This window comes from Pseudomonas sp. C9D1 (assembly GCF_056491235.1).
On the sequence record NZ_JBSZIE010000002.1, the window covers coordinates 2,355,643 to 2,376,809 of the forward strand.

Here is a 21,167-nt window from a genome sequence, read left to right on the forward strand (position 1 = left end):
AAACGCTGCTCACCGGGAAGTTATCCACAGCCGGGAGCAGCGCTCGGTCGAGCCTTAGCTAGCGGGCGTCAGCCCTGCAGGAAGCGCAGCGCATCCGCTGCCGTCTGCTCGGGAATCTCTTCCATGGGGATGTGCCCCACGCCGGGGTAGGTGCGCACCTGGATGCCCGGCAGGTCGCGCTTCCACAGCGGCACGTGCTTGGGCGAGATCCAGCGGTCGCGCTCGCCCCACATCAGCAGGGTCGGGGCCTTGATGGCGGCGACGCGCTGGCCGGTGCCTTCCAGCTCGTCCTTGTTGACCTTGAGCAGCACGCGGAAGATTTCCATCATCGCGCGGCGGTTGCCCGGGCGGCGGCTCAGGTCGTAGTAGCGGTCCACCACGCCGGACTTGATGCGCCCGGGCTCGCCGTAGACTTCTTTGATGCCCTGGGCGATGAGTGCGCGCGGCATCCACATGGGCATGGCCACGGTGGAGCCGGGCAGCGCGGCAGAGGCGATCATCCAGGGCACCTTGCGCATCTGGTAGCCGGCCGGGTCGATCAGCACCAGCTTCTCGACGCGCGCGGGCTGGGCCAGGGCGAAGTTCCAGGCGATGTAGCCACCCAGGGAGTTGCCGGCGATGGAGACCTTGTCGATGCGCAGGTGGTCCAGCAGCAGGCCGAAGATGCGGATCATCCGCTCGCCGGAATAGTCACCGCTGCGCTTGGGGCCAGTAAGGCCGAAGCCGGGCACGTCGAAGCGGATGATGCGGTAGTGCGGGGCGAAGGCCGGTACCCAGTCGTCCCAGGTGTGCAGGGAGGCAACCACGCCGTGAATCATCACCAGCACCGGCTTGTCGCGGCTGCCTTCGTCACGATAGTGGACGTTGAAGCCGTCCAGCTCGATGAAGCGCGAGCCGCTGTCGGCGCTGGCGTAGCGCGCCTTGAGGCGATCCAGTGGCAGGGAGCCGAAGCCCAGGCGGGAAAAGCCGGCCGCGAGCGGCGGCGACATCGGCAGGCTGGTAGCGGACATGCAGGCACCTCGTGATTGTTATTGTCGAGGCCCTTATCAGATCACGGGGTTGCTGGCCATGCGCCCCAACCTAGGTAGAGCGTGGACGCAGGGCGGCGATCAGCAGGTCGCCCAGTACCGCGCGGGCGTGCTCGATGCGCTGGCGGCTGGCGGCACCGCCGAGCAGGTCCATGGACGCCGCCTCCAGGGCCCAGATCAGCGCGCGGAAGGTCAGCGGGTCCACCACCTGGCCGGTGGCCTGGAGGCGTTCAGCGAGCAGCGCGGCCATCTCCAGGTGGGCGCGCTGGCGGTGGGCGGCCAGGGGCGAGTCGGTGCGCATGGCCTCTTCCTGCATCAGGCGGATGATGGGCCCCACGGCCAGGTGATAGTCGAAGAAGCAGCGCACCATGTCGCGCAGCCAGGCTTCGTCGCTGCCAGCGGCGGCGCGCATGCCGCGGAAGCGATTGAGCAGCAGCACCACGGCGGTCTGGTAGATGCTTTCCAGCACATCCATCTTGTTGGAGAAGTGCTTGTAGAAGGTGCGCCGCGAGACCTGGGCCGCTTCCAGCAGGTCATTCACCGTGGTCTCGCCGATGCCCTTGCGGGCGAACACCGGGATGGCCGCCAACTGGATGTTGGTACGCAGCAGGTGCCCCACCAGCGGGCCTTCCGCCTCGGCCTGCTGGCGCGCCACGGCACCGTAGCCACCGAGGTCTTCGAATACCGCGAAGATCGCCACGCGCTCGCTCTCGTCCATCACCCTCACCCCAACCAAGGCGCGGGTGACGGGGCGCCACCGCCCCGTTACTCTTGGCGCGCCCCTTCCCGCTGGAATCTTCCGTGTCGATGAAGCTATCACGCCGCCTGCCCTGGCCGCTGGCCATCCTTTTGCTGGTCCTGGCGCTGCCTGCCCCGGCCGCCGAACTGTTCTACCTGGGGCAGAAGATTCCCGACATCCAGCGCCCGTGGAACAGCCACGACTACCAGCAATTGATCGATGCCCTGGACAAGGTCGACCGCACCCAGGTCAACGCCCTGCCCCGGCGCAGCGGCGAGTTCACCGGGCCCATCTACACGCGGATGATCAGCGAGGAGAACTTCAAGCCGCAGCTGAACATCTACGCGCCCCTGGAGCTGCGCCAGAACGAGGCACGCGAAGTGCTGTTCCGCCTCAAGGAACTGATGCGCCTGTACTTCGACTTCAAGGCCGCGCAGCAGCCCTACGGCGCCGAAGCCCTGGGGCTGATGAGCTATTCGATGCGCCAGCAGGCGATCCTCTTCACCCTCACGGTGGAGTTCTGGATGACCCTGTCGGAGAGCGAGCAGGGCAAGCCGGTGCGCTTGCAGGGCCTGCAGGAAACCAAGGACGCCGCGGCGATGCTGACCTCCAGCGCGCTGGACTACCTGGGGCTGACCAAGCAGTTCAACCGTGAGGACCTGGTGCTCTACGCCGCCGAACTGGGCAAGCAGATGCCGGAGCTGTTCATCCACCTGCGCAGCGACGTGCGCGCGCAACTGATGGCTCGGGTGGGCGAGTTGGCGGAAAAGCACCCCTACGCGGAGGTGCGCAGCAGCATGGCCGACCTGCTGCCGATGCTGGCGGCCATCCAGCAGGATGTGGAGCGACAGCTGGCCCAACCGCTGCCGGCCGGCAAGCCCAAGCCGGCGCTCGATCTCTCGGCACCGGCTGCGCCGCAGTAGCCCTCAGCGCAACAGGCCGAGGGCCTTGGCCCGCGCCACCGCCTGGGTGCGCCGCTCCACGCCGAGCTTGCCGTTGATGTGGCGGGCGTGGGTCTTGACCGTGTGCAGGGAGATGAACAGCCGCTCGCTGATTTCCTGGTTGGAGCAGCCCTGGGCGATCAGTTGCAGCACCGCCAGCTCACGCGTACTCAACGCATCGCTCCCGGCCAGTGGCGCCTCGCTGGCAGCCGGCGCTTGCGCTTCCGGCAACAATGCCAGCAATGCCGCGGCCTCAGGGGCCGAGCGCACCAGCAGTTGCTCACGCAGCCAGGGGCCTTGGTGCGACAACAGCTCATGGAAGGGCAGCAACGCGCCACCGGGCAGGGATTCCAGGGCACTGCCCAGCAATGCGAGCGCGTCCTTGTCGCGCCCTCCGACACGCAGCAATTGCGCCAGGTGCAGCTGTGCCACCTGCGCCATGAGCGCGCCGCCACTTTCCTTGGCCCGCTGCACCAGCGCACGTAAACGCCGTTCGGCTTCGCCGCTGCGCCCTTCGATCCGGGCCAGGGCGGCCTGCTGCAATTCGATGTGCAGCGGCAACTGCGGATGGAATTCGGGGGCAGCGGCGGCCTGCTCGCCGCTGTAGGTTTCCGCCAGGCGCGAAAGCCAGGCCGAGGCCAGCTCGACCTGCCCCTGCACCAGCCAGAGTTCGCACTTCACCAGGGTGACCATGGCCAGGTAGTACACCGGCGGCACATCCCAGATGTGCATCAGCCGCTCCGCCTCGGCGAGCAGGGCGAAGGCCGCCGACAGGCGCCCTTCACGGCCCTCCAGGCTGGCCAGCACGCTGTAGCCGATCAGCAGGCTGATGTCGCGGCAGGCACGCGCCTCGGCGATCCCGGCCAGCAGGCGGCTGCGCGCGGCCTGGGGTTGCAGGCGTACGCAGAGCAGGTAGCCCTCGTAGATCATCAGCCGCGCACGGGCGGCGTAGAAGCGCTGGGACGGCAGGCCACGCAGGCGCTCCTGCCCCTGGCGTACTTCCTCCAGCGCGCGAAGGATTTCGCCACGGGCCTGCAGCACCCGCGCGCGGTCGTAGTGGGCCAGGGCCTCGAACAGCGGGTTGCCGATGCGCTGCGCCAGCTCCAGCGCCTCGCGATTGAGACCACGGGCGCGCCACAGGTCGCCCCGGGCGACGGCGATGTTGGCCAGGGTGGACAGGCACAGCAGGCGCTGGCCATAGCGCTCCTGGGACAGGACGGTGAGCGCCTCGGCGCAATGCCGTTCGGCGAGGACGATGTCGCCACGGCCCCGGGCGATGACGCCGCTCAGGGCCAGCCACTGGGCGATCAGCCCCTGTTGGGCCTGGGCGTTGGGCGCCGGCAGGAAGCGCGCGAGCTGGGCCCCCAGCTCCTCGGCGGCGTCCAGTTGGCAGGCCAGGGCCAGGGCCATGCTGTAGAGCATGATCAGGCGTGGCGTGCTCACCAGCAGGCTGTCGGGCAGGTCCATCTTCCAGCGCAGCAACATGGCGATGTTCTGCTCGGCCAGCAGTTGTTCCTCGGAGAGGTTCTGCACCAGGCTGGCGGCCACGTCCGGCTGGCCGGCGCGCAGGGCCTGCTCGATGGCTTCGTCCAGCAGGCCCTGGGCGCTGAACCAGCGACAGGCACGCAGGTGCAGGCTGGCCAGGGGAATGGTCGCGGCGTGGGCCGGGCGGGCCCGCAGCAGGTCGGAAAACAGGTGGTGATAGCGGAACCAGTGGCCGTGCTCGTCCAGCGGTACCAGGAACACCTGGTGGGCCTGCAGGTGCTGGAGGATGCCGGCGCTGCCGTGGCCATCGCGCACCGCATCGCACAGCTCGGCGCAGAAGCGGTCGAGGCAGGCCGTTTCATAAAGGAAGGCCTGCACCTCGGCACTCTGCCGGTCGATCACCTCCTCCAGCAGGTATTCGCGGATCAGCCCCTCGTCGCCATGGGGGCCACGCGCCAGGGCATGGGCGTCGCCCTCGTCCTGGCTCGCCAGCAGCCACAGGCGCAGGCCGGCGGCCCAGCCCTCGCTGCGTTGCAGCAGGTTCTCCAGGTGGGCGCCATCCAGGCGCGCGCCCTGGGCCTGGAGCAACGCGGTGCTTTCGGCGTCGGTCAGGCGCAGGTCATGTTCGTTGAGTTCCACCAGTTGCCGCGACAGGCGCAGGCGCGCCAGGTGCCAGTCGGGGCGCTGACGGCTGGTGACCAGCAGCACCAGGCCTTCCGGCAGGTGGTTGAGGAAGAACTGCAGGCAGCGGTCGAGCACCGCGCCCTGGGCCAGGTGGTAGTCGTCGAGCACCAGCAACAGTGGCTGCTGGCGGTCCAGGCGCTGGCCAAGCTCGTCGAGCAGGCCGTCGATCCACTCCTCGAAGGCGAAGGGCTGGTGGCGCTGGCGCATCTTCAGCAGGCCCATGGCCTCCTCGCCCATCCCTGGGAAGAACTGGCGCAGCCCTTCCAGCAGGCGTTCGAGGAAGCGCCCGGGGTCGTTGTCACGACGCCCGAGCCCGAGCCAGAGCGCCTGCCAGCCCTCCGGCAGGCCTTCGCAGAATTCGATGGCGAGCGAGCTCTTGCCGAAACCGGCGGGGGCGCTGACCAGCAGCAGGCGGCCGCCCAGGCCGGCGGCCAGGCGGTCGCACAGGCGCGGGCGCGAAAGGTGCCCGGCCGGCAGCGGGGGGCGGAAAAAGCGTTCGCCGGCTACCGGTACGGCAGCGGGCGCGAAGGAACGCGAACTGGATAGATCGGTCATCAACCCGGCTTCTAGGAATGGTTATGCCGCGGGGGCGTGAGCGCTGAGGCAGCCTAGCCTTTCGGTCCGCCCATTTGTAGTCCCTTGGGAAAGTACAGACAAGAAAAAGCCGGCCCGAAGGCCGGCTTGTTTACGCGGTATTACAGGATCAACGCACGCCAGCCTGACGCAGAGCGGCCGGGGTGTAGTCGCTTTCCGAAGCGCTGTAGTTGAAGTCGTAGGATTGTTTCTCCTCGTTCTTCATGCCCAGGGCCAGGTAGCGACCGGACAGCAGGTCGTACAGGGTTTCCACGGCGTACCAGGGTACTTGCTTGTCGTAGTAGTACTCCGAGTGGGCCTCGGCTACGCGCCACAGGGTGCCACGGCCGTCGTAGTGGTCGATGGCGGCGGCTTGCCAGGTGTCTTCGTCGATGTAGAAGTCACGCTTGGCGTAGATGTGGCGCTCGCCGGACTTGAGGGTCGCGACGACATGCCACACGCGGTGCAGCTCGTAGCGGGTCAGGTCCTGGTTGATGTGGCCGGCCTTGATGATGTCGGCGTACTTCAACTTGGGCGAGTCCAGGCGGTAGCTGTTGTAGGGGATGTAGATCTCCTTCTTGCCTTCCAGCTTCCAGTCGTAGCGGTCCGGCGCACCGTTGTACATGTCGAAGTTGTCGGAGGTACGCAGGCCGTCGGCGGCGGTACCCGGGCCGTCGTAGGACACCTGCGGGGCGCGGCGTACGCGGCGCTGACCGGCGTTGTACAGCCACGCCAGGCGCGGTTCCTTCACCTGGTTGAGGGTCTCGTGCACCAGCAGCACGTTACCGGCCAGGCGCGAAGGAGCGGTCACACGCTGCTTGAAGTAGAACAGCACGTTGCTCGGCTTGCTCGGGTCGTAGTCCTTCAGCTTGTCGCGGAAGGTGAACTCGTCCTGGAAGTACACCAGGCTGTAGGAGCCGTTGGGCTGCGGGGTCGCCTGGGTCACCAGACGGCGCACGCTGCCACCGCGGTAGCGGGTGATGTGGTTCCAGATCGCTTCCAGGCCGTTCTGCGGGATCGGGAAGGGGTTGGCGGTCTTGAAGTTCTCCAGACCGTTACCGCCCTCCACCAGCTTGGTGTTGGCCGCGTTTTCCTTGGCTGCCGCGATCACGTTCGCCGGTACGGTGGCCGTACGGTGGGTGGTGAACACCGGCATCTTGTAGGTTTCCGGGTAGCGCTTGAACATCGCGTACTGGCCGGGGGTCAGCTTGTCCTTGTACTGCTCGACGTTCTGCGCGGTGATGGTGAACAGCGGTTGCTCACTGGCGAAGGGATCGGAAACGAAGCCCTTGTCGTCCACCGGGCCGGCGTTCTGCGGCAGGCCGCCGGTCCACTCGGGGATGCTGCCATCGGCGTTACCGGCCTTCTCGGCGCCCAGCGGGGTCAGGGTGGTGCCGATCTTGGCCACCTGGTCGGCCGGCGCCGCCGCCATGACGGCGGTGGCCAGCAGGGACAGCGCCAGCGCACCGGTTTGCAGCAGGTTCTTTGTTGTTTTCATAGGTGATTCCTTAGTTCCGGGCCGCTTAGAAGTTCACGCCAAAGCTGAGCGCGAGGAAGTCGCGATCGATCAGGGTGTTGTAGTCGCCACCGAAGAAATCGGTGTAGGACAGGCTGGCGGTGTAGGTGTTCTGGTACTCGGCATCCAGGCCCAGGCTGATGGCCTTGGCGCCTTCGGTGAACAAGCCGTTGGGACCGTAACCATTGACGTCATGGGACCAAGCGATGCTCGGCTTCAGGTTCACACCCGCAATTGCATCGTTGTAGTCCCAGATAGCGCGAGCGCGATAGCCCCAGGCAGTGCTGGTGGTGAAGCCGTCGTTTTCGCAGTATCGGCTGACGTTCTCTGCGGTAGCGCTTCCCAACGTACTGGTATTAAGAGCAACGCAGGTATTCACAGGACCAGTAGCCGGCAATGGGCCGGGACCATAGATCGGATCACGGCCATAGCGGGCCTCACTTGTGCTTTCCAGTCCGCCGGTATGAACCACGCCAACTTCACCCACCAGCGTCAGACGACTTGCGCCCATGACCTGGTCGAAGAAGTGAGTGAAGGTGGTTTGGAACTGGGTGATTTCCTTGCGGCGATAGCCGTGGAGATCCTGACCAGGCACACCATCCAGAACCGAAGCGTTGCCGTAGGCAGCGAAAGCCGGGTTGAGCGCGGCCAGCGGGCCCACACCTGCGAACAGGATATCGGTGGAGTTCAGTTGAACCGGCGCGTTGGGACGGTAGCTCACCTCACCACTCCAAGCGGTGCCGGTGGGCAGCGTGGTAGAGAAGCTCAGCCCGTAGAGGCGGATATCCTCAGGATATTCCATGAAGTAGTTCGACCGCCCAGCAACGGCGAGGGGGGCCAGAGCGCCCAGGCCAGCAGAGTCGATAAACACGGCTTGCGACGGTGCCGAGCCACTGAAGATCGGCGTACGGCTGTGGTAATTGATGAAATAAGCACCGAACTCGGTGTCCAGCGGTTCGAAGAAGTAACGCAGCGCGGTCCCCCATTGGCCGCCGTCTCGAGCATCACGATCCCCACCACGGCGCACCAGCACGCCCTCTTGGTTCACATCGATTCCACGACCAGTTAGAGCAGCCAGTGCCGGCCCGAGGGAAGCGGCACTTCTCAGTACACGGAGGTTTCCATCACAGCCATCGGCAACGATGTCTGGCTGTGCGAAGAAGGTGCCGCAGTTGTCAGTGACAGTCTGGTCCCACTCCAACTGATAGAAGGCTTCGGCTGAAAGATTGTCCGTCAGGCTCTGCGACACGTAGAACATGTTGACCGGGATCAGGCCCTCCTTCACCTCCGCGCCGGGGCGACGGAAGGCGGAGACGTCGATCGGGTTGATCGCGTTGATGCCGTTCTGAATGAAGGTGCTCTCACCCCAGCTAACGACCTGTTTGCCGAGACGCACCGAGCCGGGCATGTCTGCAATGGCGTAGTTGTGGTAGACGAAGGCGTCGAGAATTTGCGCACCGGAGGACTGAGCGCCTTCCTTGCGGTTGTGATCGTCGATGTCCTTGAACAGGCGGCTTTCGTCTTTCAGCTCGAAGTCGTACCAGTACTTGCCACGGACGAAGACGCCGGTATCACCGTACTTCAGCTCGAGGTCATGGATGCCCTTGAAGATCTTCGAGAAGGTTTCGCCCTTCTTGAAGTTCAGGTGGGAGTCATCAGAGGTCTGCGACAGGCCATCACCGCCGTTGTTCACACCGATCAGGTCCTTGTCTGCACCGCGCATGGACCAGCTTGCACCGACCGACAACGAGGAATCGAACTGCCCCTCGATCTCGCCGATATTGAACGTTACGCCGAATGCCGGGGCGGCGAGAGTGGATGCGAGGCTGACGGCCAGTGGCAGTCGTGCCAGGCGCCAGAACGGTTTTCTTGTTGTCATCGACGCTACTCCATGTGTGTTTTTTTGTTATGGATTGGTGCGGACTATAGCCAGGAGGTAGTAGTGCTTGATCCCTCTAAAGTGTGATTTGCAGTCCGGCGAGCACTCTGGCTCGCAGGTTTGCAGACTAGCCCGATCTGGCGATTGGTAAAGCCGGGGTGAGCTGGCGCGGAGCCAGCAAATAACAAGCCAAGCGTTTGCTTGGTAGACAGGCCGGGCCTTGCGGGACCCGGCCTAAAGCGGCTCAGAGAGCGGAGAGGAAGGTGCTGCCCGTGGCCTGCCACTGGGCGATATCGACGCGGATGCGTTTCTTGTCCAGCTTGCCGACGCTGGTCTTGGGAATTTCAGTAACAACGGCGATCTGGCTGGGAATAGCCCACTTATTGATGTGACCTTGCTCTACGAAAGGCTTGAGGTGCTCCTTCAGCGTCTTGGCATCCAGGGCCTGCCCGTCACGCAGCACCAGCAGGGCGAAAGGCCGCTCCCCCCACTGCGGATCGGGCACCCCGACCACCGCCACTTCGCGCACCGCCGGGTGGCGGCTGACCAGGTCCTCCAGCTCCAGGGAGGAGATCCACTCGCCGCCGGTCTTGATCACGTCCTTGATGCGGTCGCGGATATCGATGAAGCCCATGCCGTCGATGGTGGCGACGTCGCCGGTGTGCAGCCAGCCACCCTCCCACAGCTCCTGGCTCTTCTCCGGTTCGCGGAAGTAACCCTGGGTCAGCCAGGGCGAACGCAGCACCAGCTCGCCCTGGGACTCGCCATCCGCCGGCAGGAACTTGCCCTCGGCGTCGATGATCGCCGCATCCACCAGGGGCACCGGCACGCCGGCCTTGATGCGGTAGGTGGTGCGCTCGTCTTCGCTGCCGGCCAGCAGCTCGTCGTTCATGTGCGCGCAGGAAATCATCGGGCAGGTCTCTGACATGCCGTAGGCCGCCGTCAGATGGATGCCACGTGCCTTGGCGGCGTCGTACAGCGAGCGGTTCAGCGAACTGCCGCCGATGATCAGCTTCCAGCCGTTGAAATCCACGCCCTGGGCGGCCTTGGCGTTCATCACCATCTGCAGGATGGTCGGCACGCAGTGGGAGAAGGTGACCTTCTCGCGACGCCACAGCTCCACCAGCAGTTCCGGATCGTAACGCCCGGGGTAGACCTGCTTGACCCCCAGCATGGTGGCCACGTAAGGCACGCCCCAGGCATGCACGTGGAACATCGGGGTGATGGGCATGTACACGTCGTCGTTGGCCATCAGGCTGGGGCTGTGCACCGAGCCCATCATGCTGGCCATGGCCATGGTGTGCAGCACCAGCTGGCGGTGGGTGAAGTACACGCCCTTGGGGTTGCCGGTGGTGCCGGTCGTATAGAAGGTGGTGGCGAGGGAGTTCTCGTCGAAGTCGGGGAAGTCGTAGCGGGTGGAGGCGGCGGCCATCAGGGTTTCGTATTCGCCGACGAGGTTCGGCAGGTCGGCGCTCTTGTCGGCGGCGTCGGTCAGCAGAAGGGTCTTCTCGACCGTGGTCAGCTGGCCCTCGATGGCCTTGTAGATCGGCACGAACTCGCTGTTGACCAGCACGAAGCGGTCCTCGGCGTGGTTCATGGTGTAGAGGATCTGGTCCGGCGAGAGGCGGATGTTGATGGTGTGCAGCACCGCGCCGATCATCGGGATGGCGAACATGCATTCCAGGTAACGGTGGCTGTCCCAATCCATCACCGCCACGGTGTCACCCGCCTTTACGCCGGCATCGGTCAGCAGGTTGGCCAGGCGCGCGACGCGCTCGTTGAAGGTGGCGTAGTTGTAGCGCACCAGATCGCGGTAGACGATTTCCCGGGTCTTCTCGTAGCGGCTGCCGGAGAGCAGCAGGCCTTTGATCAGCAAGGGGTACTGGTAGGCGTTGTCGGCCGGTTTGATGACTCGGGTCTGCACCATGGAAATGCACCTGCGCGCGAGGGATGTAGTTATTGATTTCTCCGCACTCTAGGGCCCTGCGTCCAGGCATAAATCAGTCAAAAGAATGATTTGCACGTGACCCTTTGGCCACTTTCGGTCACGAGATAGAATCCGCCCCATCGGCCAGTCTCGGCCCATCACCCGAAGAGGTAGGAACAAGATGTCTGAGATCGTAATCGTCAGCGGCGCCCGCACCCCGATGGGCGGTTTCCAGGGTAGCCTTTCCGGCGTTTCCGCCGTGGACCTGGGCGCGGCGGCGATCCGCGAAGCGGTGGCCCGTGCCGGCATCGACGCCACGGACGTGCAGGAAGTGATCATGGGCTGCGTACTGCCCGCCGGTCTCAAGCAGGGCCCGGCCCGCCAAGCCTCGCTGAACGCCGGCCTGCCCGCCGCCACCGGCTGCACCACCATCAACAAGCTGTGCGGCTCCGGGATGAAGGCCGTGATGCTGGCCCACGACCTGCTCAAGGCCGGCAGTAACAGCGTGATGGTCGCCGGCGGCATGGAGAGTATGTCCAACGCGCCCTACGTGCTGGAGAAGGCCCGCACCGGCCTGCGCATGGGCCACGGCGAGATCAAGGACCACATGTTCCTCGACGGCCTCGAAGACGCTCGCACTGGCCGCCTGATGGGCTCCTTCGCCCAGGAGACCGCCGACACCTACCAGGTCACCCGCGAGGAGATGGACGCCTACGCCATCGAATCCCTCAAGCGTGCCCAGGCCGCCATCGCCGACGGCTCCCTGGCCGCCGAGATCGTGCCGATCACCGTCACCACCCGCAAGGGTGAGATCCTGGTGAAGGACGATGAGCAGCCGCTGACCGCCAACCTCGACAAGATCCCCGGCCTGCGCCCGGCCTTCCGCAAGGACGGCACCATCACCGCCGCCAACGCCAGCTCCATCTCCGACGGCGCCAGTGCCCTGGTGCTGATGACCGCCGAGGAAGCCCAGCGCCGCGGCCTCAAGCCCCTGGCCAAGATCGTCGCCCACGCCACCCAGAGCCAGGACCCGAGCGAATTCACCCTCGCCCCCATCGGCGCCATGACCAACCTGTTCAAGAAGACTGGCTGGAACAAGGACGATGTGGACCTGTTCGAAATCAACGAAGCCTTCGCCATGGTCACCATGCTCGCCATGCGTGAACACGGCCTGGACCACGCCAAGGTCAACGTCTACGGCGGCGCCTGCGCCCAGGGCCACCCGGTCGGCTCCACCGGCTCGCGCATCATCCTCACCCTGATCAACGCCCTGCGTAACAAGGGCGGCAAGCGCGGCGTCGCCTCGCTGTGCATCGGCGGCGGCGAAGCCACGGCCGTGGCGGTCGAGCTGCTGTAAAGCGCCTTCTCGGGAAACGCAAAGGGGCTCCCGGACGCTGGTCCGGGAGCCCCTTTTTCATTCAGCCTTCATGTCGGCACGCTCAGACGGGTACCGCCTTCGGCGCATGGGCCGGCGTCTTCGGGAACACCAGCGCCGCGACGAAGGTTGCCACGCCGAAGCCCGCCAGCACGAGGTACAGCCCCACCAACCCCTGGCGCGGTTCGATGAAGGCGATCATCGGGATGGCCGCTGCACTGGCGCCGAAGGACAGGAAGTAGCGCAGGGCGAAGACCCGCGCCTGCCATTGCGGCGCCACGAAGTTGGCCACCATCGCGTCATTCACCGTCACCTGGCCGAACACCGCGAACATGAAGGCGGCGCCCAGGGCGATCACCATCCAGCCGTCGGCGTAGGCCATCGCCACCAGCAACGGCCCCTGGCACAGGGTCATCACCACGAAGGGCAGTTTCAGGCTGCAACGGTCCAGCACCCGTCCCATCAACAGCTGCGCCACGGCGCCGAAGGCATAGGCGATGCTGACCACGATGCCCAGGCTCTCGGGCGACGAGAACAGCTCCACCAGACGCTCCTGGAACAGCTTCGGGTAGGTCATGGTCGAAGCGTTGAAGATCACCCCGCCGGTGGCGGTCACCAGCGCCAGCACGCCGAACACCAGGCGCATCGACACCTGCCCCGTACCGGCACCGCGCTTCGCCCCGGCGGCCGCGACGGGGGCTGCCTCATCCCGCACGCAGAAGGCGAACCAGACGCCGATGGCCACGGACAGCGCCCCGGGCAGGATGAAGGCCGCGCGCCAGCCGAAATGGGCGGTGAGAAAGCCCGTCAGCAGCGCGGAGAAGGCCACGCCCAGGTTGCCCCACATGCCATTGATGCCGATCTCGCGGCCGCGGTTCTCCGCATGGGCCACCAGCATCGCCGTACCCACCGGGTGATAGATGGCGGCGAACACACCCACCAGCGTCAGCCCCAGCACCAGCATCGGCGTGCTGTTGCTCAGCCCGGTGAAGATGGCGGCGGCACCGATGCCGATGAAGAACGCCAGCATCATCTGCCGGCGGCTCCATTTGTCCCCCAGCCAGCCGGCCGGTAGCGAGCAGGCCCCGAAGGCGATGAAGCCGCCCAGGGACAGGCCGATCAGCTCGGCATAGGACAGCCCGAAGGTGGCGGTCATGCCCAGCACGGCGGCGGGGAAGATGAGCATGAACATGTGGTCGATGATGTGGGCGGCGTTGATGAAGCGGATGACGGTGCGCGGTCGGTTCATGGCAGTTTCGCTGCTGTTTGGTTGTTGTGGACCGCCATGCTAGGTTGGCCGACCGGCAGCTTTCTGCCAAAAAGATCATCGGATCAGCCATGTTCATCGACCACCTACCGCTGGGCCGGATCGGCGCCGTTGCCCTGGACTATCCCGACAACGCCCATGTCGACCTGCACCTGCACAACCAGGCGCAGTTCCTCTATGCCGCCCAGGGGCTGATGCGCCTGGTCACCGAAGCCGGCGCCTGGGTCATTCCGCCGACCCGCGCGGTGTGGATCCCACCGGGTATCGAGCACCAGATATTCATGTCCGGAAAGGTGCAGATGCGCACCCTGTTCATCGCCGCCGAGGCCGCGCCGCCAGCGCTGGATACCTGCTGCGTGCTGGCGGTGCCGCCGCTGTTGCGCGAGCTGATCCTGCGCCTGGTGGAGCTGGAGGCACGCGACGCCGACGACGAGCACCGCACCCTGGTGCAACGCCTGATCCTCCACGAGATCGCCGCCCTGGAGCGCATGCCGCTGCACCTGCCGATGCCCCGCGACCGCCGCCTGCAGGCCATCTGCCTGGCCCTGCTGGAGACGCCGGACAGCAGCCGTACCCTCGACGACTGGAGCCTGCAGGTGGGCGCCAGCACCCGCACCCTGTCCCGCCTGTTCGCCCAGGAGCTGGGCATGAACTTCAACGACTGGCGCCAGCAGCTGCGCCTCACCGAGGCCCTGCCGCGCCTGCTGGCCGGGCACAGCGTGCAGAAGGTCGCCAGCGACCTGGGCTACGGCAGCGGCCGCGCCTTCAGCGCCATGTTCCGCCGCCTGCTGGGGGAAAACCCGAGGGAATACGTCGCCAGCCTGGGGTTGCTGGCGACGCTGGAGAAGGAGTGAGGCCTGGACTTCGGAGGGTTCAGTGCGGATCGCGGTGATGGGTTTCGCGGAGCTCTACCCATCCTACGAATACGTGCGCCGTGCATTGCGGTGATCGGAGCGCGCTCCCTTACTTCATCGAAGTGAACGCCAGCTTGACCCCCAGCCCCACCAGCACCGCGCCCATCAGCCGGTCGAACCAGTGGCCCATGCGGGCAAAGCCGCTGCGCACCCGTTGCTGGCTGAACAGCAAAGCCACCAGGCAGAACCAGATCGCCGTGGCACAAGCCAGGTAGAGGCCGTAGCCGGCCTGGATGGTCAGCGGTGTGTGCGGGTTGATGACCACGGTGAACAGCGAGAGGAAGAACAGCGTCGCCTTGGGGTTCAGGCCATTGGTGATGAAGCCGGTGACGAAGGCCCCGCGCGGGCTGCGCTCGGCGGTGGTGAGGTCGGCCTCGGTGGCGACCGGGTCCGCCGGCTTGGCACGCAGTGCCTTGATGCCGATGTACAGCAGGTAGGCCGCCGCCAGCCACTTCAGGGCATTGAAGGCGACGATGGACTGGGAAACGATCAAGCCGATGCCCAGCAGCGAATAGGCCACGTGGACGAAAATGCCGGTGCCCACGCCTATGGCCGTCCAGGTGCCGGCGCGGCGCCCGTGGGCAACGCTTTCGCGCACGACGATGGCGAAATCCGGACCGGGGCTGGCCACGGCCAGCAGGTGGATCAAGGCAACGGTGAGGAATTCCGCCCAGTACATGGGACCTCCGAATAATGGGAAAGGCTCTGATAGGCTGGCAACCTTACGCCTACCTCTGCTTCGGAAAAAGGTACAGCTGATGACCAACAGCCTCCGCGCGGTCTTCCTCGACCACGCTTCCCTCGACCTCGGCGATCTCGACCTCGCGCCACTGCGCCAGCACTTCGCCGACCTGCAGCTGCACGACCAGACCAGCCACAAGGATGTCGTCGAGCGCCTGCACGGCGCCCAGGTCGCCATCAGCAACAAGGTGACCATCGATGCCGCCGCCATCGCCGAGCTGCCGGAGCTGAAGCTGATCCTGGTCAGCGCCACCGGCACCAACAACATCGACCTCGCCGCCGCCCGCGCCCGTGGCATCACCGTGTGCAACTGCCAGGGCTACGGCACCCCGTCCGTGGCCCAGCACACCCTGATGCTGCTGCTCAACCTGGCCACCCGCTTCGTCGACTACCGCGAAGCCGTGCGCCACGACCACTGGCAGAAGGCGACCCAGTTCTGCCTGCTGGACTTCCCCATCGTCGAACTGGAGGGCAAGACCCTCGGCCTGCTCGGCCATGGCGAACTGGGCAGCGCCGTGGCACGCCTGGCCGAAGCCTTCGGCATGCGCGTGCTGCTCGGTGCCCTGCCCGGCCGGCCGCCTCGCGAAGACCGCCTGCCCCTGGCTGCACTGCTGCCCCAGGTGGACGCCCTGACCCTGCACTGCCCGCTCAACGAGCACACCCGCAACCTGATCGACGCCGAGCAACTGGCGCTGATGAAGCCCGGCGCCTTCCTGGTCAACACCGCGCGTGGCGGCCTGGTCAACGAACACGCCCTGGCCGACGCGCTGCGCAGCGGCCACCTGGGTGGTGCCGCCACCGATGTGCTGACCCAGGAGCCGCCGAAGGACGGCAACCCGCTGCTGGCCGTGGACATCCCGCGGCTGATCGTCACCCCGCACAACGCCTGGGGCAGCTGTGAGGCGCGGCAGCGCATCGTCGTGCAGATGGCGGAGAACCTGGATGCCTGGCTGAAGGGAACGCCTCGCCGCACGGTCAGCTAAGGCCTAAAAGATTCTGATAAAATTCGCGGTTTTTATCAGGATCTACCCAATGGACCCGCGCAGCGAAGTACTGCTCCGACAGGCCGACCTGTTCCTTGGCCCGCTGCTTCTGGCGGGCCTTCCCGCCGACGACCTGCTGGGCGAACTGCCCCAGGCACGCGGCTGGACCTGGCACATCGGCGAGCAGAACGCCCTGGAAGCGCGCTTCCCCGGGCGCTGCGAATTCAGCGTCAACGCGCCCGAAGCCCCCTTCGAAGCCGCCGTGCTGTTCCTGCCCAAATCCCGCGAGCTGACCGACTACCTGCTCACCGCCCTGGCCGCGCGCCTGCCCGGCAAGCCGCTGTACCTGGTAGGCGAGAAGCGCGCGGGCATCGAACGTGCCGCCCGCCAGCTGGAGCCCTTCGGCAAACCTCGCAAGCTCGACAGCGCCCGCCACTGCCAGCTCTGGCAGGTGCAGGTGGACCAGGCGCCGGCGGTGCCGGACCTCGAAGCCCTGGCCCAGCGCTACAGCCTCGACCTGGCCGACGGCCCGCTGCAGGTGGTGAGCCTGCCCGGCGTGTTCAGCCACGGCCGCCTGGATCGCGGCAGCGCCCTGCTGCTGGACAACCTGGCCAAGCTGCCCACCGGCAAGGTGCTGGATTTCGGCTGCGGCGCTGGGGTGCTCGGTGCGGCGCTCAAGCGACGTTATCCACAGAGCCAGCTGGTGATGCTGGATGTCGACGCCTTCGCCATCGCCGCCAGCCGGCTGACCCTGGCCGCCAACGGGCTAGAGGCCGACGTGATCGCCGGTGACGGCATCCACGCCGCGCCCAAGCTGCTCTCGGCCATCGTCAGCAACCCACCCTTCCACCAGGGCGTGCACACCGACTACCAGGCCAGCGAAACGCTGCTGCGCGAGGCCGTGCGCCACCTGCTGGTGGGCGGCGAACTGCGCCTGGTGGCCAACAGCTTCCTCAAATACCAACCCCTGATCGAACAGGCGCTCGGCGGTTGCCGCACCCTGGCCGAAGGGGAGGGTTTCCGCATCTACAGCGCCCGCCGCTGACAGGCGGGCACCCGCGCACCATCCATACTCGAGCGGCACCTGATAGCCGCAACACGCCCGGCGAAGCACCGGGCACCTGGAGTTTTTCTTGACTGACCTCGACACTGCCGCCCCCACCGCCAGCAGCGGCCTGCACCGTTCGCTGAAGCCCCGCCACCTGAACATGATCGCCATCGGCGGCTCCATCGGTACCGGCCTGTTCGTCGCTTCCGGCGCCACCGTGGCCACAGCCGGCCCGGGCGGTGCCCTGCTGGCCTACGCGCTGATCGGCGTGATGGTCTACTTCCTCATGACCAGCCTCGGCGAGATGGCCGCACACATGCCGGTTTCCGGCTCGTTCAGCACCTATGGCAGCCGTTTCGTCGACGATGGCTTCGGCTTCGCCCTGGGCTGGAACTATTGGTACAACTGGGCGGTGACCATCGCCGCCGAGCTGGTGGCAGCGCAGCTGATCATGAGCTTCTGGTTCCCCGACACGCCGGGCATCTACTGGAGCGCACTGTTCCTGGCGCTGATGTTCCTGCTCAACGTCATCTCGGTGAAAGGCTTCGGCGAGAGCGAGTTCTGGTTCGCACTGATCAAGGTGGTGACGGTGGTGATCTTCATCATCATCGGCCTGGCCACCATCTTGGGCGTGATGAGCGGCATGGAATCCCCCGGTTTCAGCCACTTCACCCAGGGTGACGCGCCCTTCGTCGGTGGCCTGCAGGCCATGGTCGGGGTGGCGATGATCGCCGGCTTCTCCTTCCAGGGCACCGAGCTGATCGGCATCGCCGCCGGCGAGTCGGAGAACCCGCGCAAGAACATCCCCATCGCCATCCGCCAGGTGTTCTGGCGCATCCTGATGTTCTACGTCCTGGCGATCTTCGTGATCGGCATGCTGATCCCCTACACCGACCCGAGCCTGCTGCAGAACGACGCCAGCGACATCAGCGTCTCGCCCTTCACCCTGCTGTTCGAGCGCGCCGGCTTCGCCGCCGCCGCCGGGGTGATGAACGCGGTGATCCTCACGGCCATCCTCTCGGCCGGCAACTCGGGGATGTACGCCTCCACGCGCATGCTCTACACCCTCGCCACCCAGGGCAAGGCGCCACGCCTGTTCGCCCGCGTTTCCGCCAGCGGCGTGCCGCGCAACGCCCTCTACGCCACCACCCTGGTGGGCGCGCTGTGCTTCTTCACCGCGGCCTTCGGCGAGTCGACCCTCTACACCTGGCTGCTCAACACCTCGGGCATGTGCGGCTTCATCGCCTGGCTGGGCATCGCCATCTCCCACTACCGCTTCCGCAAGGGCTACCTGCTCCAGGGCGGGCGCCTGGAAGACCTGCCCTACCGCGCCAAGCTGTTCCCCTTCGGCCCGCTGTTCGCCTTCGCCCTGTGCCTGGTGATCACCCTCGGGCAGAACTACGAGGCCCTGGTGGGCGAGCACATCGACTGGGCCGGGCTGGCTGCCACCTACATCAGCCTGCCGCTGTTCCTCGCCATCTGGTTCGGCTACCGCCTGAAGAACGGCAGCCGCACCGTGCGCTACGCCGAGATGGACGTGCGCGCCACCGACAGCTGACGAACAGCGCAACGGCGGGCTTGCCCGGCACGCCCGCCTTGTGCAAAATGCGCCCCGTCCTAGGGGAGTAGTCTCCCGCGAGCGCCCTGCTCGCCAGGCACGCGTCAACATACTTGGTCCACAGACCATGGCGCGTGCGACCCAAGCCTGCCTAGACAGGCCAGCGGTTTGACAAGACCTATGACACGAACAACCTGGCCCGGGGCGGGCAGGCTGTACGTGTCATGGTGATTAGTCGAACCCGCCCCCGTAGGAACCCTGATGCTGGAATCCCTGTTCGTCCCCACACTGATCGTTGCCCTGGCGGAAATCGGCGATAAGACTCAATTGCTCGCCCTGCTCCTGGCCGCGCGCTTCCGCAAACCCTGGCCGATCATCTGGGGCATCGTCGCCGCCACCCTGGCCAACCACTTCGCCGCCGGCGCCGTGGGCAACTGGGTCGCCAGCTTCTTCTCCGCCGCCACCCTGAGCTGGATCCTCGCCGCCTCCTTCGTGGCCGTGGCGCTGTGGACCCTGGTGCCCGACAAGCTGGACGACGACGAGGAGTCCGGGCTGAAGAAATACGGCCCCTTCCTCACCACCCTGATCGCCTTCTTCCTCGCCGAGATGGGTGACAAGACCCAGGTCGCGACCGTGATGCTGGCCGCTCAGTACCCGCATTTCATCCTCGTGGTCGCGGGCACCACCCTGGGCATGCTGCTGGCCAACGTGCCGGTGGTGCTGGCCGGCAACTTCGCCGCCGACAAGCTGCCGCTGACCCTGATCCGCCGCCTCGCCGCCCTGGCCTTCGCTGCCCTGGCCATCTACGCCGTGTACAAGGCGCTCACCCTCGGCGCGGCCTGAACCGCGTCACCGGCCTGACGCCAGTTCGCTGGCGTTTCGGCCAATGGCAGCGCCGCGCCAACTGGTAGATTCCTCGCCCTACTGCCGGCCCGACCAGGGAGGAGGAAAGCAGATGACGTCGACCGACGACCGCAAGCGCGTGGCGCGCCAGCATATCGACCTGTCCTGGAACAAGGGGCGCGTGGCGCTCGCCGAGCAGTTGCAGAGCAAGGACTTCCTCTACAAGAGCTCGTTCATGCCGGGCCCGCTGGACGGCGAGGGCTACCGCGAGATGGTGCTGAAGATCCGCGACGCCATGCCCGACCTGGAAGTGGTGGTGGAGGAATGCATCGCCGAGGAAGCCCATGTCTTCACCTGGTGCACCCTGATCGGCAGCATCCACAAGCCGGCCCTCGGCTACCCGCCCAGCGACCGCATCCTCAGCATCTCCGCCATGGCCTTCTGGACCTTCAACAGCCGGGGCGAAGTGCAGGAGATCTGCACCATGTTCGACATGGAAAGCTTCCGCGCCCAGCTCGGCCTGAGCAACCGCGCCTATGCGGAAAAAGCCCTGCCCTGATCAGCCCTCCACGGGTAGCCCGGGCTTCAGCCCGAGACGCACCTGACGAGCCCTTCCTCAGAGATACCCGTTCTCACCGAACCAGCGGATGGCCCGGCGCAGGGTGTCGTCCAGCGCCACCTCCGCCCGGAAGCCCAGCTCGGCTGCAGCCTTGGCGCCATCGAGAAACTGCCCGCCCGCCATGGCGGCGATGCTGGTCGGGTCGATTTTCGGCGCCTCGCCGCTCATGCGCTGGCGCAGGCGCTGCAGGGCCGCCATGCCCCGGGCCACCGCCAGTGGCATTGGCGTGGGCGCAGCCACCTCCAGCAGCCGGGCGATGTGCGCGGTCAGCTCGGCCATTTCGATGTTGGCCCCGGTGATCAGGTAGCGCTCACCGACACGGCCCTTCTCCAGGGCCAGCAACAGCCCACGCCCGGCCTCGCCGGCATCGATGACATTGCGCTGCCCCTCCACGTAGCGGCTCATGGCGCCACTGGCGATGGCCGTGATCAGGCGCCCGCTGGAAGGGCCGGCATCGAACTCGCCCAGGGCCATGCCGGGAATGCCGATCACCACCGGCAAGCCCGCACGGGCCTGCTCGCGGGCCTGTCGGTCCAGCGCCCATTTGCACAGCAGGTAGGGGTTCTTCCAGCGCGGCATCTCGTCGTAGAACAACCCCTCGTGCCCCGGCTCACCGTCGGGATGGCGCGGCAACGCGACCGATGCACCGACATGGAGGATGCGCGGCACATGGGCCGAGAGACAGTCGGCGTAGAAATGGTTGGTTTCGTCGAGGGCGCTGGCCACGGCATCCTGCCAGCGCCGGTGCCGGGCGGGTGCGTCGTCGGGGCAGAACACCACGCCGTCCAGGTCGGCCAGGGCGCGGCTCAGTTGCGGGTGGTCGAACAGCGCGGCGGAACGCAGCTCCGGGTCGAGGTAGCCCAGGCGCTCGATGCGCGAGTCGGGGTGATGGATCAGCACCAGCTCGTGGCCCGCCGCACGGATGGCGCGAGCGGTGTGATGGCCCAGCAGGCCGGTGGCGCCAAGGACTGCGATCTTCACGGGAGACCTCCAGTACACGCCGCCTGCGTCATGCAGGCGGCGAGCCGCCTAGGACGGCCTTTACAA

General features: G+C 66.3%; 17 protein-coding genes and 1 riboswitch. Of the genes, 8 read left to right on the forward strand and 9 right to left on the reverse strand.

Annotated elements, in window-relative coordinates:
• Positions 1-68: 68 nt before the first annotated feature.
• Together ACXI0U_RS19095 and ACXI0U_RS19100 are read right to left on the reverse strand one after the other, a co-directional pair.
• On the reverse strand, positions 69-1,010 hold the full coding sequence (locus ACXI0U_RS19095) for an alpha/beta fold hydrolase (RefSeq protein ID WP_021222287.1): 942 nt from the start codon (positions 1,008-1,010) through the stop codon (positions 69-71).
• Positions 1,011-1,080: 70 nt separating this feature from the next.
• Positions 1,081-1,746 carry a TetR/AcrR family transcriptional regulator gene (locus ACXI0U_RS19100; protein ID WP_479550693.1) on the reverse strand — a complete coding sequence of 222 codons (666 nt, stop codon included), beginning with the start codon at positions 1,744-1,746 and terminating at the stop codon, positions 1,081-1,083.
• A gap of 89 nt (positions 1,747-1,835) precedes the next feature.
• Between ACXI0U_RS19100 and ACXI0U_RS19105 the strand changes: the two genes are divergently transcribed.
• The gene (locus ACXI0U_RS19105) at positions 1,836-2,690 is read left to right on the forward strand and encodes a hypothetical protein (protein ID WP_431482673.1); all 855 of its coding nucleotides are present in this window, start codon (positions 1,836-1,838) and stop codon (positions 2,688-2,690) included.
• A gap of 3 nt (positions 2,691-2,693) precedes the next feature.
• On the opposite strand, the gene ACXI0U_RS19110 is transcribed toward ACXI0U_RS19105, so the two are convergent.
• The 4 genes from ACXI0U_RS19110 to ACXI0U_RS19125 all read right to left on the reverse strand — a co-directional run bounded on the left by ACXI0U_RS19110 (position 2,694) and on the right by ACXI0U_RS19125 (position 10,772).
• The gene (locus ACXI0U_RS19110; protein ID WP_479550694.1) at positions 2,694-5,432 is read right to left on the reverse strand and encodes a winged helix-turn-helix domain-containing protein; all 2,739 of its coding nucleotides are present in this window, start codon (positions 5,430-5,432) and stop codon (positions 2,694-2,696) included.
• A gap of 148 nt (positions 5,433-5,580) precedes the next feature.
• Positions 5,581-6,948 carry a DUF1329 domain-containing protein gene (locus ACXI0U_RS19115; protein WP_021222283.1) on the reverse strand — a complete coding sequence of 456 codons (1,368 nt, stop codon included), beginning with the start codon at positions 6,946-6,948 and terminating at the stop codon, positions 5,581-5,583.
• Positions 6,949-6,973: 25 nt separating this feature from the next.
• Positions 6,974-8,845 (reverse strand): DUF1302 domain-containing protein, encoded by a 1,872-nt coding sequence (locus ACXI0U_RS19120; protein ID WP_031288845.1) that lies wholly within the window; start codon positions 8,843-8,845, stop codon positions 6,974-6,976.
• A 244-nt stretch (positions 8,846-9,089) separates the two neighbouring features.
• Entirely contained in the window at positions 9,090-10,772 is a 1,683-nt protein-coding gene (locus ACXI0U_RS19125; protein ID WP_479550695.1) for a fatty acid--CoA ligase, read from the reverse strand.
• A gap of 181 nt (positions 10,773-10,953) precedes the next feature.
• On the opposite strand from ACXI0U_RS19125, the gene ACXI0U_RS19130 reads away from it, so the two are divergent.
• Complete coding sequence (locus ACXI0U_RS19130) at positions 10,954-12,129, forward strand: thiolase family protein (RefSeq protein WP_431482675.1); 1,176 nt, start codon at positions 10,954-10,956, stop codon at positions 12,127-12,129.
• 82 nt (positions 12,130-12,211) lie between these two features.
• Here ACXI0U_RS19130 and ACXI0U_RS19135 read toward each other — a convergent pair whose 3' ends face one another.
• On the reverse strand, positions 12,212-13,396 hold the full coding sequence (locus tag ACXI0U_RS19135; RefSeq protein ID WP_431482676.1) for an MFS transporter: 1,185 nt from the start codon (positions 13,394-13,396) through the stop codon (positions 12,212-12,214).
• A gap of 89 nt (positions 13,397-13,485) precedes the next feature.
• Here ACXI0U_RS19135 and ACXI0U_RS19140 point away from each other — a divergent pair, with 89 nt between their 5' ends.
• Positions 13,486-14,268: an AraC family transcriptional regulator gene (locus tag ACXI0U_RS19140; protein WP_431482677.1), complete on the forward strand. Its 783-nt coding sequence runs from the start codon at positions 13,486-13,488 to the stop codon at positions 14,266-14,268.
• 109 nt (positions 14,269-14,377) lie between these two features.
• On the opposite strand, the gene ACXI0U_RS19145 is transcribed toward ACXI0U_RS19140, so the two are convergent.
• On the reverse strand, positions 14,378-15,007 hold the full coding sequence (locus tag ACXI0U_RS19145) for a LysE family translocator (protein WP_184487397.1): 630 nt from the start codon (positions 15,005-15,007) through the stop codon (positions 14,378-14,380).
• Positions 15,008-15,086: 79 nt separating this feature from the next.
• Here ACXI0U_RS19145 and ACXI0U_RS19150 point away from each other — a divergent pair, with 79 nt between their 5' ends.
• The 5 genes from ACXI0U_RS19150 to ACXI0U_RS19170 all read left to right on the forward strand — a co-directional run bounded on the left by ACXI0U_RS19150 (position 15,087) and on the right by ACXI0U_RS19170 (position 20,060).
• Entirely contained in the window at positions 15,087-16,052 is a 966-nt protein-coding gene (locus ACXI0U_RS19150) for a 2-hydroxyacid dehydrogenase (RefSeq protein WP_431482678.1), read from the forward strand.
• 49 nt (positions 16,053-16,101) lie between these two features.
• Complete coding sequence (locus tag ACXI0U_RS19155) at positions 16,102-17,097, forward strand: class I SAM-dependent methyltransferase (protein WP_043246536.1); 996 nt, start codon at positions 16,102-16,104, stop codon at positions 17,095-17,097.
• A gap of 88 nt (positions 17,098-17,185) precedes the next feature.
• A complete protein-coding gene (locus ACXI0U_RS19160) occupies positions 17,186-18,658 on the forward strand; it encodes an amino acid permease (protein WP_431482679.1) in 1,473 nt (490 codons plus the stop codon).
• A gap of 50 nt (positions 18,659-18,708) precedes the next feature.
• Positions 18,709-18,828, forward strand: a riboswitch (yybP-ykoY riboswitch).
• A gap of 94 nt (positions 18,829-18,922) precedes the next feature.
• Positions 18,923-19,501, forward strand: a complete 579-nt coding sequence (locus ACXI0U_RS19165; RefSeq protein WP_031288843.1) for a TMEM165/GDT1 family protein — start codon at positions 18,923-18,925, stop codon at positions 19,499-19,501.
• Between the two features lie 112 nt (positions 19,502-19,613).
• Positions 19,614-20,060: a ketosteroid isomerase-related protein gene (locus tag ACXI0U_RS19170; RefSeq protein ID WP_021222272.1), complete on the forward strand. Its 447-nt coding sequence runs from the start codon at positions 19,614-19,616 to the stop codon at positions 20,058-20,060.
• A gap of 57 nt (positions 20,061-20,117) precedes the next feature.
• On the opposite strand, the gene ACXI0U_RS19175 is transcribed toward ACXI0U_RS19170, so the two are convergent.
• Positions 20,118-21,101 carry an NAD-dependent epimerase/dehydratase family protein gene (locus ACXI0U_RS19175; protein WP_431482680.1) on the reverse strand — a complete coding sequence of 328 codons (984 nt, stop codon included), beginning with the start codon at positions 21,099-21,101 and terminating at the stop codon, positions 20,118-20,120.
• Between the last annotated feature and the right edge of the window lie 66 nt (positions 21,102-21,167).